Origin of the sequence: Pseudomonas sp. VI4.1, from assembly GCF_002029345.1 — a bacterium.
Classification (GTDB): domain Bacteria; phylum Pseudomonadota; class Gammaproteobacteria; order Pseudomonadales; family Pseudomonadaceae; genus Aquipseudomonas.
The window spans coordinates 1-15,883 of sequence record NZ_MULM01000138.1; the positions used below are offsets into that span (position 1 = coordinate 1).

The following is a 15,883-nucleotide window of genomic DNA, read 5'->3' on the forward strand; positions in this document are numbered from 1 at the left end:
CCTACACGGGATCGCTGGTGTTCACCGATTTCTTGTTCACTGAAAATCCCCTGTAGGAGCTGGCTTGCCAGCGAAAGCGGCCCCTGTCAGCCACCACCTCTATTGAATGTGCCGCCGTCTTCGCCAGCAAGCCGGCTCCTACACGGGATCCCTGTCGTCTACCAATCTGGTGTTCGCTGAAGACCCCCTGTAGGAGCGAGCTTGCTCGCGAAAGCGGCGTATCAGTCAGCATCGATGTTGAAGGATCCATTGCCTTCGCGGGCAACCCGCTCCTATGGGTCGCCCACTTTCATGACTGCCATTGAACCTGTGGCCAGTTTATTTGCTCAGTGCGCCCAACACCGTATGCGCCACTTTCACCCGCTCAGCATTCGGGTAGTTCTTGTTGGCGAGGATCACGATGCCGATATCTTTCGAGGGCACATACGCGACATAGGCGCCGAAGCCACCCGTCGAGCCGGTTTTATTGACCAACACAGCGTCCGATTGTGGTTGCGGCGGATTCAGCCACTGGACTTTGTGAGCTTCCATCGCCATCTGCGTCGAGTTACCGGCGAGCAACTGATCAAGCGTGACCGGGTAGTGGTAGAGCTCCCAGCCCAATCCCTGGGTCATGCCACCGACCTTGTAATAACCCGTGTGCGTGGTGGCGATTGCCCGCTGCAGCGGCGCTTCAAGCCCTGCCGGTTTCATGTTCACCTGAACATAACGAAGCAGATCCGCCGCGCTGGTTTTCACCCCATACGCCTCCGAATCCAGCGCCCCCGGCCCGACCCGCACCGGCTTGTCTTCCTTGTTGTACCCCTGGGCATAAAGCCCCATCTGATCCTGCGGCACCTTGAGGAAGGTGTGCTTCAACCCGAGTGTCGGCAGCAGGGTCTTTTCCATCACCTCATCGAACGGCGCGCCCATGCTCTTGGCCGCCAGATAGCCAAACAGCCCCAGGCTCGGGTTCGAATACTGCCGGTGGCTGCCAGCGGCGTAGGTCGGTTGCCACTGCTTGAAATAGCCGAGCATCTTGTCCGGCGCGTCGGCCTCCTCAGGAAATTGCAGCGGCAGGCCGCCAGCGCTGTAGGTGCCCAGTTGCAATACGCTGATGTTGTCGAACGCACTGCCGCGCAGCTCTGGCAGGACGTTGCTGGCCTTGTCTGACAGGGAAAGTTTGCCCGTCGCCTGGGCGTAGGCGGCGAGGGTGGCCGTGAAGGTCTTGCTCACCGAACCGATCTCGAACAGGGTGTCTTCGGTGACCGCCGTGCCGTTTTCCTTCGAGGCCACGCCGTAGTTGAAGTAATGCGCCTCGCCGTTGACGGTGATCGCGACCGCGACACCGGCGATCTGCTGTTGCTGCATCACCGGTTTGATGGCGGCGTTGACGATGGATTCGATACGCTCGTCCGCTACGCAGTGACCGGCACCGAGGAAAAGTACGAAAGCGCTGTAGGACGCGAATTTGTTGAGGTTGTATCTAGGCATGACTGGGCCACTTTCCATGAGTTTCAATGATATTAACCGCTACATACCGAGCGGATTTTGAATCCGGGCCACCGACGTCCGATGATCGCGATCAAGCGATCGACCTCTCGCGCCGAGAGGCTATCGGTGGGTTCATCGAACGCGGGCTCGCGTTGAATGAAAATGCCAAGCATCAGGTCACCCGAACATTCTGCGCATGACCCGCCACCCCATGGCAACCACAGGCAAGGCGATGACCTTGCAGGACCACAGGGATGCCATTCATGCGCCTGCGCGGATGCCCCTCGACGAAAGCGAACTCGCCCAAGTGCAATGGGCAGGTGGCCTTGTCACCCAATACCGCAGGGGTTTTTCCGTTTATACGGTGCGTACCCGACAGTTGGCAGGACACGACCGTGCCACCGCTGCTGGTGGAGTCGCCCAGGCAGATGGGATGGGTCATGGTTATTGCCCCGGCATGCGAAATCGGAAGGGATCGACGCCATGGGTCTGCTGGTTTTTCGCTTTGCGGGCTTCGTCAGGCGGACGGACCATTTGCACCGTGCTGCTGCCATCCTTGCCGGAGTAGACCACTGCGCTGACTCCACCCTCCTGGTAGCTGGCAATCGTGGCGAGGTTGATTTCGACCAGGGCGCCACTGACGCCGGTATTGCCCAGGCGCCGCCCGATGTCGTAGCCCTCGTCGACATTGCCCAACTCGATGCCGATGCCGTCAACGTTGAGGCCGTGCAGCGCATGGGTCAGGGCGATTTCGCCGTTGACGTTGTCAGTGCTGTCGTAGAACACGCGCACTGGTTTGTCGCCATCGGGCAGGGTTTCCAAGGCTTGTCGCCAGCCTGCTTGAAGGGCCTTGGCCTGTAGCGCGGGCTTGAGCAATTTTCCGTTTTCGTCCTGCATCGGGACTTTGATCGGGCGGTGCAGGTAACCCAGGATTGGAGCCCTGTCGAACTCCTGTACTTGATGACTGGCCCAACGTACCGGGAGCCATGGGGACGGTTCGAAGTGACCGGGGCCTCGGTTGCTCAGGGTTTGCCAGAGGGTGGGGAGTTGGGATTGCCAGTAGGTAGAGGACATCGTTGATGGCGGATGTATGTACCCGGTTTTTCCTTTGGCGCGTTCAATTGCTTTATACCAATCGTGGAATGCACGGTCGCGATCCCAATAAAACGCCCACAACTTGCCCATGTCAGTATTTTTGTTCTGGTTGTCCTCCGTGCCCTGCGTTGCATAGGGGCGGAGGTAACGGTCTACACGATCCGAACGCGTGACCAGCAGACCTGCCATGCTTTCGAACACCGTCGGAACGACGCGGGTATTTTGAAGACCCGGCGTGCCGCGCTTTCTATAAACGTCGCGAGACACATCACCATCCTTGCTTGCTATCAACGCCTGTGGCACCTGCGGGTTCTCGTCAAAAAAATCGAAAAGGCGTTCAATCATGGCTTGTGCGTGAGTGGTGTTTTCGTCGTCCTGCCATAGAAACTGAGTAACACCCAAGGTCGCAGCATTTCGACCCGAATTGATCAAACCAGCGGCTTTGTAGCCTTTTTCATAAATATCCGGCGGCCCCAACGCGAACACGGGAATCGGCCAGTAGGCCACCGAGTCGCTGGCCGAATGTGTGAAAGCAACTCGAACATTAATATCGTAGGTAATGTCTCGCGAGGAGACTGAGGCGTCGTAATCCTTGGGATCTTGCGAATAGATCGAGGTGAAATTGCTATTCGTCTTTTTGATTTCTCGCCATATTGAAGATTGATGCCAATCATCCACTGCGAGCCCTACTCCCCGTATTTCCAGCGAGTAAGTGCGCTCACGCGTGGCAGTTTGCTCGGTTGCATCAGCGATGACTTTTGTTCGGTAGGCTGAGAGTTGTTCCTTTTCATATACTACCTGCTTGGCAAACCAATGCCCGCTATAGGCCAACGCCAACGCCCCCAAGATACTCGCGATTCCCCAACGCATAACAATCCCCATCTCCTTTGGTTTCAAATCTGCAACTGGTGTTATGTAAATAACGATCAGTAAAACTCCCAACCAAATGGCTAGCACTAGCATGGCCATCCATAGATAGAGCTTCAACTTCGGTCGCTGGGATTTGTGGTGCTGGCGATCCCTCACTGGGCCATTCCTTTTTTCGAGGGGGCTTCTATCAGCATTGGTGGCGTTAGCGAGACTAATTCAGCCGACGGAAACGTGCCTTGGTCGTAATACACATAACTAGCTTCGACCAACGCCTGAGCCTCTGAACTAAGACGTGACCATCCCTGGAGTTCTATCATTTTTAAAAAACGCTTCTCATCCGTCTTCCAATCCGCAATCGCCACCAACACCTCACGCATCACCGGATCATCCAGACACTTCGCCTGCCCAATCGCAATATCCATCGCTGTCACCCAGCGATGGTTTTCCGGACTGCGCAATACCGCCGAGTGATAGCTGTTTTCACTCAACTCTTTTGGGTCGATGTCCATGCGGGCCCGGATTTCGTTCGGCGTTTCCTCACGTTCGTAGCGGTAGTGATCTTTGGTCTGGAGCAACGCAAAACCGGACACCGCTGTGCGGCGGAAAGCGTGGGTCTGGTCGTCCGGCTCTTTGCCCTGGTTCCAGCGGGCGCGTACGACTTCCACATCGATTCGATCGGTGATGTTCTGCACAAAAATCCATTTGAAGGTCGCGCTGGGGTTGCCCAAAGCAGCGTTTTTCGAGACCGCGTCCGAGCGGTCCTTTCCCGATTCGTGAGTTGAGCCGGTTACGGCTTCGCCGCCGAACATCTGTGGCGCATGAGGCGGGTGCAGTTGCTCGGCATTGATGTTGCGCTCCTGGCCTTTCTGGATCGGTGCTCGCGAGGCCACCGCTGCGGCTGACCAACCACCAGGGTAACGCGGCTCGCCCTTGGCTCGGATAAGATCCTGTTGTGGAACTTTGCCAACGAGCACGGGTTTGCCTTCGCGCAGACGCTTGGTCCACAAGCGCTGGTAGAAACGCAAGGATTGCAAAGCGTTCATGGCTGGCTGCCCATCAGGGAGTACGTCCGGTACGCCATAAGTACCAATGCCATGCACGTCATCCAGCGCCACCGTGGTGTCGTCCGGGCTGAAGTACAGATAAACCTTGCCGCGATTGTCGCGCTCGGGAAACACCACGGTTTTCCCGTCTGTACCCAAACGTTGCCCCTGTTCAGGTGACCATCGCGGACCGGTCGACCGCCATACCCCGGTACGCCACAACGCGCGGCGCTCAAGGGGGGTTGCGCATGGGGCGATTGGGTGATCCGTTGCACAAGGTTTATCAGCACTTGCAGCGTCTTTGAATTTTTCGGCGTCGTACCTGGCAACACTGAATAAGGCGAGTCCACCATGATTGCGCAGTCGGCGCAGCGTTCGCCCCGATCCACCAGCATCGCTTGAGCAAGCAAAGTGATCAGCGTGCCCTGGCTGTGCCCCATGATGGTGATGGTTTCATCGGGTGAGACGCGGCGAGTCTCGCTGACCAGCATCGCCAGCCGGGTCGCCGCCAGCACAAAGTAACGCCTGTTTGGCGCCTTACCCATGAACAGAGAATTATGCATCGTGGGTTGGGCCAAATGGCGCACCCATTTAGCAAAGCCCTCTTCGTACATCTCCAGCAGGTTGTTGGTGGCGTTGGCAAAAAAACCGCCACCTTTGGCGAAGTGACGATCAAGGCGATTGCCAAATCTGTCTTGAAATTGATCACGCAGCCTGGCCGGATCGCCATTTTCATCGCGCTTTATTTCGCCGGGTTCGGCTCTGTAACCCCAGTAAAAAGGGATGAACAGACTGCGGACGTCAGAGGCATTTGAATCGCGTTGATAAAGGTAGGTGTCGGGATCGTCGAGTATTTGCCTTTCCTTGTCTCTCCAGGCTTCTTTAGGTGTGCCCAAAGCCTTGTCGTACTGGACTCCATACCGCCCAGCCCGAAGATCCGGCCGATCCAACCGCTCGTTCACCCCCTGACACAACCCCGTCTCCACCGACTCATACGATCCCCCCGGATCATTGACCCCGTGCAGGAAAATCACCACCCCAGGCAAGTCCCCAGGGACCTCCATCTTGCGCTCGGTGGTGCAGTTCGCAATCAAGCGGGTGGTGCTCTGCGCCACTGTGTGAAAGCTCGACTCGCTCATTGACGCTCTCCCGTCGGGCCGGTTTTTCGCTGGGCCTTCACCCGGGCCTGATGCATCACCTCGCGCTCCACTCTCTGCGTCAAACCGCTTGCATCCGTTGAACCTTGCACCACGCTGCCATCGCCCAGCTCGATCTGGTACGCGTGGTCCGCTGCCACTCGGGGGCTTTCATCCGCGTGGCCCGGATAGTGAAAGGCCAGGCGTTGCGCCGCTGGATCACGGCTGAAGGACGGGATGGAAACGCTGTCGGTTTTCGGTCCGACCCAGTCATGGTCGCTGGCGTGCACCGTGACCTTGTCCTGGGTGCCAATCTCGATGCCGCCACCAATCTTGATGTAGCTGCCGTCGTCCGCCACCAAGCGAATGATGGGCGCAGTCACGACCACTTCACCTTCGGTGACCGACAGGTGCAGGTTCTTTTGCGCATTGAGCGCAATGTCATCTTCCTGGGCTTGCACGAGCACCTTGCCGCGATTGGCGATGGCGCTGATGCCTGCATCTTGCGCAAAGGCCGAAATCCCTTGGCCCGCGTTCAATCGCATGGCCGCACCGCTGGTCAATTGCAGGTGGTCCTGAGCCGTTGTGTCGTGGTTCTCACCGGCGTAGTGCACTTGTGAGCGCGGTGTGGCGCTGGCGATGCCCGCCTCGGCCGCCACGGCGAGCAGTGGGTCGCCCGAACTGTTGCTCTCCGGTGCAGGCCATTGAGTCAACGACTGGCGCAGCAGGTCGATGCCTTGGCTATCGACCTGTTGGCTGCCACGGGCGGCGGCGGTCTGGCCGAGCGACTGGAACAGTTCGCCACACTCGCTCAGCAGCTTGAGCAATTCTTCGCGGTCCAACTGCGAACCCTGCGCGCCGTGACGGGCATAGGTGGTCAATAACACGCCTTGGGCCGCTCGCAGAGCGATGGCCGCGTCGGTGCGCAGTTCGGCGCCATTGCCACGGGGCTGGGCTTGGCCGTCAGTTCTGGGCGTGGTGAGTTTGCCGAGGTTCAGCGCGGTGGCGTGATGGGTCGTGCCCATGCGGGCGCGCAACGCACCGGGTGTATCGTCGAATAGCAGTTCGTTGAAGCCGTTGCCTTTGTGTTCCCTGGTCTGGATGCCCGAGAGCGTTCGATTACCCGGTAAACCCGTGGCGTTACTGAAGCGCGGCGGTAAATGGTCAGCGTTGTAGAGTACCGAAGTGACAAGGGGGCGGTCGATGTCGCCGCCGAGGAAAGTCACCAGGACCTCCTGGCCGATGCGCGGCAAAAACTGATGACCAAAACCGGCGCCCGCACTGGGCATGGCGACCCTGAGCCAAGTGGTGCCGGGTGCAGGATCCTGTCCGCGCTGCCAATGAAAGCGTACTTGTACCCGCGCCAGCGCATCGGTGAAGACTTCCTCTCCTTCAGGACCCACCACGATGGCGGTGAGCGGCCCCGAAATCGTCGGGCGAGGCGTGATGATTGCGGGGCGATACGGGATTTTATGGCGCACACACACGAAGCTGTTGTCGTAGCCTGCCGGCTGATCCGATAGATAGTTGTTACTGCCACGGTGTTCGACGCTCAGCAACAGGAAGTGGCGATCCGCAATGGGGTCACGGTCGTGATCGAAGTGCTGGGTCAACTCGAAGGTGTAACCGGGCAGCATGGCGCGACAGTTGCTGCTGCCCTGAAACGTCTTGCCCTGTACTTCCATGGCTTCCAGTCGATGACGCACCAGCGTCTCGCCATTCGCGGGCATCGCGTGGCTGTAATGGCCGGGAAAGTCGTAGATTTCGTAAGACGGGACCTCACCCTGGACGTTGAGGCTGAGCATGCTGACCGGCAGTGGATTTCGCGGTTGCCTGTAGTCGAATGTCTGAATGGCCATACGACCGGACTGCAAAACCCGGTTGCTGCTCCATTGAGTGATGGAATCGGCTGTCTCGGTGACCGAAGCACTGTGGTAGCGGATCTGCGGTTGCTGCGGTAGCGGCTCAAGGTTGCGGGAATGGTCGGTGATGATCAGTTGATGTCCTTCCTTCGAGTGATCGAAGTAGAAGAACAGTCCTTCGCCTTCCAGCAGGCGCAAGACGAAATCCAGATCGTTCTCGCGGTACTGCGTGATGTAGCTGTGGGACTTGAGCGGCTGGTCCAGCCGGAATTCGAAACTGGGCAGCGCCTCATAGTGGGCAAACACCGTGCGAACGATGTCTTCGATCGTTTGCTCTTGAAATATCCGCGAGTCAGAACGGCGCGACAGCATCCACAGCCAGGGACTCAACGTTGCCGAGTAGCGCGCCAGCCCACCGTCACTGCCTTGCAGGCTGAAACGGTTGATATAACCATGAATAAAACGGGCCCCACCGGTTGCCAGTTCAATCTCCAGCAACGCGGGTTGCCCTATCAGGGACTTGAGTTCCAGTCGCGCATCCTGACTGATCAGCGACAACTCGAAACTGAACAGCGTCGACAATCCTTCAGTACCGCAAAATCGCTCCAGCAGCAGCGCCTGCTGACCGATGGCCGGGGTGGTCAGCTTGATCAAGCGTCTATTCTGTGGCGCAAATAGTGGTGTCAGTTCCATTAACAAGTGTCCTACGGCATAAGCAACCGGTGTTCGACCCATGAGCGGTGCACCTCAGTGCTCATGGCGAAATACAAACACGGGAATTAAGACGCTTATGAAATAGCTTGTATGTAGGACGCTTCCTTTTTTAACAAACTGAGCAGCAATGCTGCCACGCGCAGTTGCACACACGGATATGCAGCGAACTCAGCCTTATGTGTGACGCCAATCAACTGTGGGAGCGAGGTGGTTGCGAAGTGTCTAGCGCACCAGGCTCGGCCGCTTGTTATCGAACGTCCAGCCCGGAATCAAGAACTGCATCGCCACGCTGTCATCCCGCGCGCCCAGCCCCATGCCTTTATAGAGCTCATGGGCCTTGGCCAGTTGATCCAGGTCCAGCTCGACCCCCAGGCCCGGTTTCTTCGGCACCTGCACGCAACCCCCAACGATTTGCAACGGGGCCTTGGTCAGGCGCTGGCCGTCCTGCCAGATCCAGTGGGTGTCGATGGCGGTGATCTCACCCGGTGCGGCGGCCGCAACATGGGTGAACATCGCCAGGGAAATATCGAAGTGGTTGTTGGAATGCGAGCCCCAGGTCAGGCCCCATTCATGGCACATCTGCGCCACGCGGACCGAGCCCTGCATCGTCCAGAAGTGCGGGTCGGCCAAGGGGATGTCCACCGATTGCAGCTGGATCGCGTGGCCCATTTCCCGCCAATCGGTGGCGATCATGTTGGTGGCGGTTTTCAGGCCCGTGGCGCGGCGGAACTCGGCCATGACTTCACGGCCCGAATACCCGTTTTCTGCCCCGCAAGGGTCTTCGGCATACGCAAGGACGCGATGCTGGTCGCGGCACAAGCGGACCGCTTCTTTCAGCGACCAGGCGCCATTCGGATCGAGGGTGATGCGCGCATCGGGAAAGCGTTCGGCCAGGGCGGTCACCGCTTCGATTTCGTCATCGCCACTGAGCACGCCGCCCTTGAGCTTGAAGTCCTTGAAGCCGTAGCGAGCGTGGGCAGCCTCGGCCAGGCGCACCACTGCATCGGCGGTCATCGCGGGTTCGTGGCGCAGGCGAAACCAGTCGTTGTCGGCATCCGGTTCGCTGCGGTAGGCGAGGTCGGTCTGGCCGCGATCGCCAACATAAAACAGATAACCGAGCATCTTCACTTCGTCGCGTTGCTGGCCTTCGCCGAGCAGGGCCGCGACCGGCACGTCCAAGTGCTGCCCCAACAGATCCAGGAGCGCCGCTTCCAGGCCGGTGACCGCGTGAATGGTGATGCGCAGGTCGAACGTCTGCAGGCCACGGCCGCCGGCATCACGGTCGGCGAAGGCCTGGCGCACTTGATTGAGGATCTTCTGATAGGTCCCGATCGGGCTGCCGACCACCAGGCTGCGCGCGTCTTCGAGGGTCTGGCGAATGCGCTCGCCCCCTGGCACTTCACCGACGCCGGTGTGGCCGGCGTTGTCCTTGAGGATGACGATGTTGCGGGTGAAAAATGGCCCGTGGGCGCCGCTCAGGTTGAGCAACATGCCATCGTGCCCGGCCACCGGAACAACCTGCATGCTGGTGATGATCGGGGCTTTTGCGGTGTCTTGTGCGTTCATTGTCTTGTCCTTAAAGCATGCTGACAGGAGCGTTCAGGCGTGGTCGGGCGCGGATTCGCCCAGTACGACGGCGGGTGCGGATTTGGCTGTGCTACGCGCGGCGAAAACGATGATCGCGGCGATGATCGATGTGGCGGCCAGGCCATACAGCCCGCCCTGGATCGACCCGGTGTGTTCTTCCAGCAGGCCGAACGTGGTCGGCGCGACGAAGCCACCGAGGTTGCCCACCGAGTTGATCAGCGCGATGACACCCGCGGCGATGCGTGCATCCAGGTAAGCCTGGGGGATCGGCCAGAACAGCGACGAGGCCGATTTGAAACCCAGCGCCGCAAAGCAGATCGCAACGAAGGCGAAGATCGGCCCGCCGGTGGTGGACATGAACATCCCGGCCGCCGCGATCAGCAGGGCGGCAGCCACCCAGGCTTGCTGATGTTTCCATCTGGCCGACAGCGAAGCGAAGGCGTACATGCCGACGATCGACAGCAACCAGGGGATCGAGTTGAACAGCCCGACCTGAATGTCGCTGAGGTCGCCCATTTTCTTGATGATGCTCGGCAGCCAGAAGGTCGCGGCGTAGATGGTCAGTTGGATGAAGAAATAGATCAGGCAGAACAGGATGATCTGGCGATCCTTGAGCAGCTTGCCCAGTGACGGCTTGATCGGCGTCGCCGCTTCGCGGGCCAGTTGTTCGTCATCGATGGCCTTGACCAGCGCGTCTTGCTCGGGGCGAGTCAGCCATTTGGCGTCGTGGGGCCTGGAGTCGAGCCAGAACCACACGAACACGCACAGGCAGACCGAGAACATGCCTTCAATGAAGTACATCCATTGCCAGCCGTGCAGGCCCAAACCGTTGATCTGCAGGAGCAACCCGGACAGCGGGCCGGAGATCAGCGAAGCGATCGCCGAACCGCTGAGGAAGATCGCAATGGCCTTGCCGCGCTCGACACCCGGCAACCAGCGAGTGAAGTAGTAGATCACCCCGGGAAAGAACCCGGCTTCCGCCACGCCCAACAGGAATCGCAGGATATAGAAGTGGGTTTCGTTCTGGATGAAGGCCATGCAGGCCGCCACGATGCCCCAGGTCAGCATGATTCGGGTCAGCCAGATTCGTGCGCCGACTTTCTGCAGGAGGATGTTGGAGGGCACTTCGAACAGCGCGTAACCGATGAAGAACAGCCCGGCACCGAGGCCATAGGCGGCAGCGCCGATGCCCAGGTCATGTTCCATGTGGGTGCGGACGAAGCCGATGTTCACACGGTCGATGTAGTTGACGATGAACATGATCACGAACAGCGGCAGGACGTGCCGTTTCACTTTTGAGATGGCGGACTTCAGGACCGGATCGGCGCCGTCGTGCATCCCGGATATGGATGTACTCACTTGTTTTTCTCCCACTGATTATTTTTATGCGGGGTGTGACTGGGTGTCGCTGTGTTGATAGACATCATACAACTACATTTTTTTGTCCTGCAAGCGTAAAAACCGATTAAGCGCAGGTTTTTCTAGGATATTCAAAATTAGTGTTGTCCATGGCAAGGGCTGGAATCCTTGGTGTTCAGGCTTTTGTTGAGTGTTGTCATACAAGTTAAGCGCTTTTTCTGAGGCTTCCACTCGATCTGGGTGCTACGATCCCGTGAGCCCCGCTTTTGGATGATTGCCATGCACCAAGACCTCGACGCGCCTGCCCGCAAGCGCACCCATAACCTGGCCCATGACCTGGTCGCCAAGCTGACCCAAAGCATCCTCCTCGGTCAGGTGCTGCCGGGGGACAAGCTGCCGTCGGAGAACACCATCGTTCAGGAGCACGGGGTCAGTCGCACGGTGGTGCGCGAGGCACTGTCGAAGTTGCAGGCGTCCGGGCTGGTGGAAACCCGCCACGGCATCGGCACCTTCGTGCTCGAGCGGGCCCCGGAGCAGGGGCTGCGCCTGAATGTCGACACCGCGCTGGGGGTGCGCAGCATTCTGGAATTGCGCCTGGGCCTGGAAACCCAGGCGGCGGCGCTGGCCGCTGTCCGTCGCACGGATCGGCAAGTGGCGCAGATGCGTGAAGCGCTGGACGATTATCAAGGCCTGCTCGCCAACAACGACAGCTGCGTCGAAGCCGACAAGCGCTTTCATCTGCTGATCGCCGAAGCCACCGGCAATCTGTGCTTCAGCGAAATCATGCAGCACCTGGGCCGCTCAATGATTCCCCGGACCCGGGTCAACGCCGCCGAACGCGGTGCAGCGGACCTGAGCAAGCTCGGGCAGCTCGCCAACCTCGAGCACGAGGCGATACTCAATGCCATCAAGCGCCAGGACCCGGATGCGGCGCGGGCGGCCATGTGGCTGCACCTGACCAACAGTCGCGACCGGTTTCTGGCGGATCGCGGGTAACCGCTGGTCTACTCGATAGCACCTCCTCCCTGGCCTTGCTTCCAAACAGTACGGCCCAGATTTGCTGGACCTCACCTGTGAGGTGCGTCATGGCTAACGAATCAACGTTCCAGGGTGGAACACCCACTACCGACCCGACCCGACCCATGCCCGGCACCGATGAGCCAAGCATGGATCAGGATGCGCCACCCGGCATGGACCCGGCCCGGGACCCGGCCGGCGCAGAGGCTGATCGACCAGAAGACTGGATGGACCCGACGGCGGATGAGGACGTGCCTCCGGCAGATGAGCCAACACCGCTGTCCGATGACAGGCGGTAACCGGAACCCGGCCAGTGTGCCGGGTTTTTTGAGAGTGGCAGGGCGGGTTCACCGAGTCATCGTTCTTCGCGGGCAAGCCACGCACCCACAGGTTCCGGGTTGATCCAAATGGTGTGCTTGACACAAACCCTGTGGAAGCTGGCTTGCCTGCGAAGGCGTCAGGCGTATCAGCGCCAATAAACGATCAGACACTGGCCCCTTGAATCACTACCACCCGCCGCTCCAGATTCAACGCCAGCACACTGATCAGCACAATCGCCGAACCCACGAACACCATCAATGTGGGCTGCTCCGCCAACGCAAAAGACGCAATGCCCATGGCAGTGGGTGGAATCAGGTACAGCGTCATCGTCGCCCGGCTCAGGTCTACATGCGCCAGCACATAGGCCCAGGCCAGATAGGCGAGGGCGCTGGGAAAAACACCAAGCGCAATCACCGCCAGTTGCACCTGCAGCGGAGCACTGACGACCTCGGCGGCCAACCCCGGCAAATAAACCAACAACAGCAACGTCCCGAACCAAACCGTGTAACACACCAGCGTCAAGCCGTCATAGCGCCGGGCATGCTGCTTCTGCAACGCAAAGTAAAAGCTCCAGGACAGCGCCGCCAGCAGAATCAGCAAGCCGCCGCCATTGATGCTGCCCAGTCCGTGATCGCCAGCCACCACAATCACCACGCCGAGCAAACCCAGGATCACACAGCCCCAGCGCCAGGCACTCACCCGGTCCTTGAACACGAAGCGCGCCAGTAGCGTGCTGAACAAGGGGGTCGATTGCGCCAACACACTGGACGCTCCGGCGCTGACGCCCTGCTGGCCGAAATTCAACGCGACGTGATGCAGGCTGACCGCAAAGAAACCCAGGGCCGCCAGCAGCGGCAGATCGCCAAGGCTCGGCAGGCGGATGCCGCGGATCAGCGCGACGACGCCCATGAATGCCGAGGCCAGCAGAAACCGCAGCAACGCCAGATGGCCGGGATCATAAGCTTGCAAACCGATATGAATACCGGTCGGGGAATACCCCCAGCAGGCGACGACAAACGCCATCGCCAGCACGATCTTGAGGGGGGAGGGGGAGACGGCGGTGAGCGCTTGCATGGTCGGATACCTGTGGGCCTGTGCACCGAGTATCAGAATTCGAACCATTCGCCACAACTGACTTATACTGCGTTAACTGTTCACTTTTGGTGATGTATGGAGCTGGCGCAGATTCGCATGTTCAAGACCGTCGCCGACGTCGGCAGCATTGCCCGCGCCGCCGAGTTGCTGCATTGCGTGCCGTCGAATATCACGGCACGGATCAAGGCGCTGGAAGCGGAGCTGGGGGTCGCGCTGTTCCTGCGCGAGGGTCGAGGGTTGCGAATCAGCCCGTCGGGGCAGACCTTCCTCGTCTATGCCGCGAAGATGCTCGCGCTCGCGGCTGAAGCCAAGCGCGCGCTCGATCCCGCGGCGGAGCCGTCCGGACCGTTGCGCATCGGTGCCATCGAGTCCTCGGCCACCGGTCGCTTGCCGCGCTTGCTGGCCAAGTTCCACAAGCGTTTCCCGAAGGTGGCGCTGGAACTGACCACCGGCCCCTGGGGCCAGCTGCTCGACGACACCTTCAACCATCGGCTCGACGGCGCGATAGTCGCCGTGGATGTCGAGCGCTCGCAACTCAAGCGCACGCTGATGTACCGCGAGGAGCTGCTGTTGATTGCCTCGACGTCCCTGGGGCCGGTACGCGATATCGCCGATTTGCAGGACAAGACCGTGTTCATGTGGCCACAGGGTTGCCCTTACCGGGCGGCACTGGAGCACTGGTTATTGCGGCAGGGGCAGGCGTTGCCGATTGTCAGCCTGGCCAGTTACGGCGCGATCGTCGGCTGCGTCAGCGCCGGGGCCGGTGTGGCGCTGGTGCCTAAAGGGGTTTTCGACCAGTTCGCCAAAGGCGCCGGTTGCGCGGGCTATGAATTCCCCGACCTGACGGCCATCGACAATCTGTTCTACTGGCATGAAAACGCCGGGGTTCACCCGGCGCGAGAGGCGTTTGTGGCGATGTTGCGCGAGGAGTTCGCCTAGGCGCGCTCTATAACCCCACATCCCGCATCAACAACCCAAACCGCAACTCCACCGCATCCGGAATCGGCACATACACCGTATGCCCATCCCCCGGCGCCACTTCGATTGGCTCGCCTCTGATGTTCTGCAACTGATGCAGATCGAAGTGGAAGTTGCCCGCGGGCGTCATCAGTTCCATGTGGTCACCCAGGCCGAAACGGTTCTTCACCTTGACTTCGGCCAGTCGGTCGCGCCGCTCGCCGGTCAACTCGCCGACAAACTGTTGCCGCTCCGACACCGAACTGCCGTGCTGGTAGTTCTGATACTCATCATGCACATGCCGCCGCAGGAAGCCTTCGGTGTAGCCGCGTTGCGCGAGGGACTCCAGATCCGTCATCAGGCTGCGGTCAAACGCGCGACCGGCCACCGCATCGTCGATGGCCCGGCGGTACACCTGAGTGGTCCGTGCGCAATAGAAGTGGGATTTGGTCCGGCCTTCGATTTTCAGCGAATGCACGCCCATCCGGGTCAGGCGCTCGACATGCTGCACGGCGCGCAAGTCCTTGGCGTTCATGATGTAGGTGCCGTGCTCGTCCTCGAAGGCCGGCATCAGTTCGTCCGGTCGATTGGCTTCCTGCAACAGGAACACCTGATCGGTCGGGGCGCCGATCCCCAGGGTCGGTTCAGGCTGGAAGCTCTGGACGATTTCGCCGAGTTGATTTTCCGAGGCCTGTTGCGCCGAGTACTTCCAGCGACAGGCATTGGTGCAGCTGCCTTGATTGGCGTCGCGCCTGTTCATGTATCCGGACAGCAGACAGCGGCCGGAGTAGGCCATGCACAGCGCCCCATGGACAAACACCTCCAGCTCCATGGCCGGGACCTGCTCACGAATTTCGGCGATTTCTTCCAGGGACAGTTCCCGCGACAGGATGATCCGGCTCACGCCTTGTTGCTGCCAGAACTCGACACTCGCCCAGTTCACCGTGTTGGCCTGCACCGACAGGTGAATCGGCATCTGCGGGAAATGTCGGCGCACCAGCATGATCAGGCCCGGGTCGGACATGATCAGCGCGTCCGGCGCCATGGCAATCACCGGCTGCAGATCCTTGAGAAAGGTTTTCAGCTTGGCGTTGTGCGGGGCGATGTTCACCACCACATAAAAGCGCTTCCCCTGGGCCTGGGCCTCGCGAATGCCGAGGGCCAGGTTGGCGTGATCGAATTCGTTGTTGCGCACCCGCAGGCTGTAGCGCGGCTGGCCGGCGTACACCGCGTCGGCGCCGTAGGCGAAGGCATAGCGCATGTTTTTCAGGGTGCCGGCGGGGGCGAGCAGTTCCGGTGGGACAAGGTTCATGGATGAGTCGATCGCAAAAGTCGACGAGGGTAATCGGCTTGC

At 59.9% G+C, this 15,883-nt stretch carries 11 protein-coding genes and 1 pseudogene; 3 read left to right on the forward strand and 9 right to left on the reverse strand.

The annotated features are described in order from the left end of the window. Window positions 1–318: 318 nt before the first annotated feature. The 7 genes and pseudogenes from ampC to BZ163_RS11400 form a co-directional block, all read right to left on the reverse strand. Entirely contained in the window at window positions 319–1,473 is a 1,155-nt protein-coding gene (ampC, locus tag BZ163_RS11370) for a class C beta-lactamase (RefSeq protein WP_305881749.1), read from the reverse strand. A gap of 172 nt (window positions 1,474–1,645) precedes the next feature. Further along, window positions 1,646–1,915 carry a PAAR domain-containing protein gene (locus tag BZ163_RS11375; protein ID WP_128870998.1) on the reverse strand — a complete coding sequence of 90 codons (270 nt, stop codon included), beginning with the start codon at window positions 1,913–1,915 and terminating at the stop codon, window positions 1,646–1,648. A 2-nt stretch (window positions 1,916–1,917) separates the two neighbouring features. Continuing rightward, window positions 1,918–3,594 carry a DUF2875 family protein gene (locus tag BZ163_RS11380; protein WP_128870999.1) on the reverse strand — a complete coding sequence of 559 codons (1,677 nt, stop codon included), beginning with the start codon at window positions 3,592–3,594 and terminating at the stop codon, window positions 1,918–1,920. Then, window positions 3,591–5,620, reverse strand: a pseudogene (locus BZ163_RS11385) (DUF3274 domain-containing protein). Before BZ163_RS11385 ends, BZ163_RS11380 begins: the two are co-directional and overlap by 4 nt. Continuing rightward, the gene (locus BZ163_RS11390; RefSeq protein ID WP_128871033.1) at window positions 5,617–8,178 is read right to left on the reverse strand and encodes a type VI secretion system Vgr family protein; all 2,562 of its coding nucleotides are present in this window, start codon (window positions 8,176–8,178) and stop codon (window positions 5,617–5,619) included. The pseudogene BZ163_RS11385 and the gene BZ163_RS11390 overlap by 4 nt, the downstream one beginning before the upstream one ends. Window positions 8,179–8,415: 237 nt before the next feature. Then, window positions 8,416–9,759 carry a glucarate dehydratase gene (gene gudD, locus BZ163_RS11395; RefSeq protein WP_128871000.1) on the reverse strand — a complete coding sequence of 448 codons (1,344 nt, stop codon included), beginning with the start codon at window positions 9,757–9,759 and terminating at the stop codon, window positions 8,416–8,418. Window positions 9,760–9,792: 33 nt separating this feature from the next. Continuing rightward, complete coding sequence (locus BZ163_RS11400; protein ID WP_128871001.1) at window positions 9,793–11,139, reverse strand: MFS transporter; 1,347 nt, start codon at window positions 11,137–11,139, stop codon at window positions 9,793–9,795. A 279-nt stretch (window positions 11,140–11,418) separates the two neighbouring features. Here BZ163_RS11400 and BZ163_RS11405 point away from each other — a divergent pair, with 279 nt between their 5' ends. Together BZ163_RS11405 and BZ163_RS11410 are read left to right on the forward strand one after the other, a co-directional pair. After that, the gene (locus tag BZ163_RS11405; RefSeq protein ID WP_128871002.1) at window positions 11,419–12,135 is read left to right on the forward strand and encodes a FadR/GntR family transcriptional regulator; all 717 of its coding nucleotides are present in this window, start codon (window positions 11,419–11,421) and stop codon (window positions 12,133–12,135) included. Window positions 12,136–12,224: 89 nt separating this feature from the next. Then, window positions 12,225–12,455 (forward strand): hypothetical protein, encoded by a 231-nt coding sequence (locus BZ163_RS11410; protein WP_128871003.1) that lies wholly within the window; start codon window positions 12,225–12,227, stop codon window positions 12,453–12,455. A gap of 184 nt (window positions 12,456–12,639) precedes the next feature. Here BZ163_RS11410 and BZ163_RS11415 read toward each other — a convergent pair whose 3' ends face one another. Then, the gene (locus BZ163_RS11415) at window positions 12,640–13,551 is read right to left on the reverse strand and encodes a DMT family transporter (protein WP_128871004.1); all 912 of its coding nucleotides are present in this window, start codon (window positions 13,549–13,551) and stop codon (window positions 12,640–12,642) included. Between the two features lie 96 nt (window positions 13,552–13,647). Here BZ163_RS11415 and BZ163_RS11420 point away from each other — a divergent pair, with 96 nt between their 5' ends. Then, window positions 13,648–14,511: a LysR substrate-binding domain-containing protein gene (locus tag BZ163_RS11420; protein ID WP_128871005.1), complete on the forward strand. Its 864-nt coding sequence runs from the start codon at window positions 13,648–13,650 to the stop codon at window positions 14,509–14,511. A gap of 7 nt (window positions 14,512–14,518) precedes the next feature. On the opposite strand, the gene yegQ is transcribed toward BZ163_RS11420, so the two are convergent. Continuing rightward, the gene (gene yegQ / locus BZ163_RS11425; protein WP_128871006.1) at window positions 14,519–15,841 is read right to left on the reverse strand and encodes a tRNA 5-hydroxyuridine modification protein YegQ; all 1,323 of its coding nucleotides are present in this window, start codon (window positions 15,839–15,841) and stop codon (window positions 14,519–14,521) included. Between the last annotated feature and the right edge of the window lie 42 nt (window positions 15,842–15,883).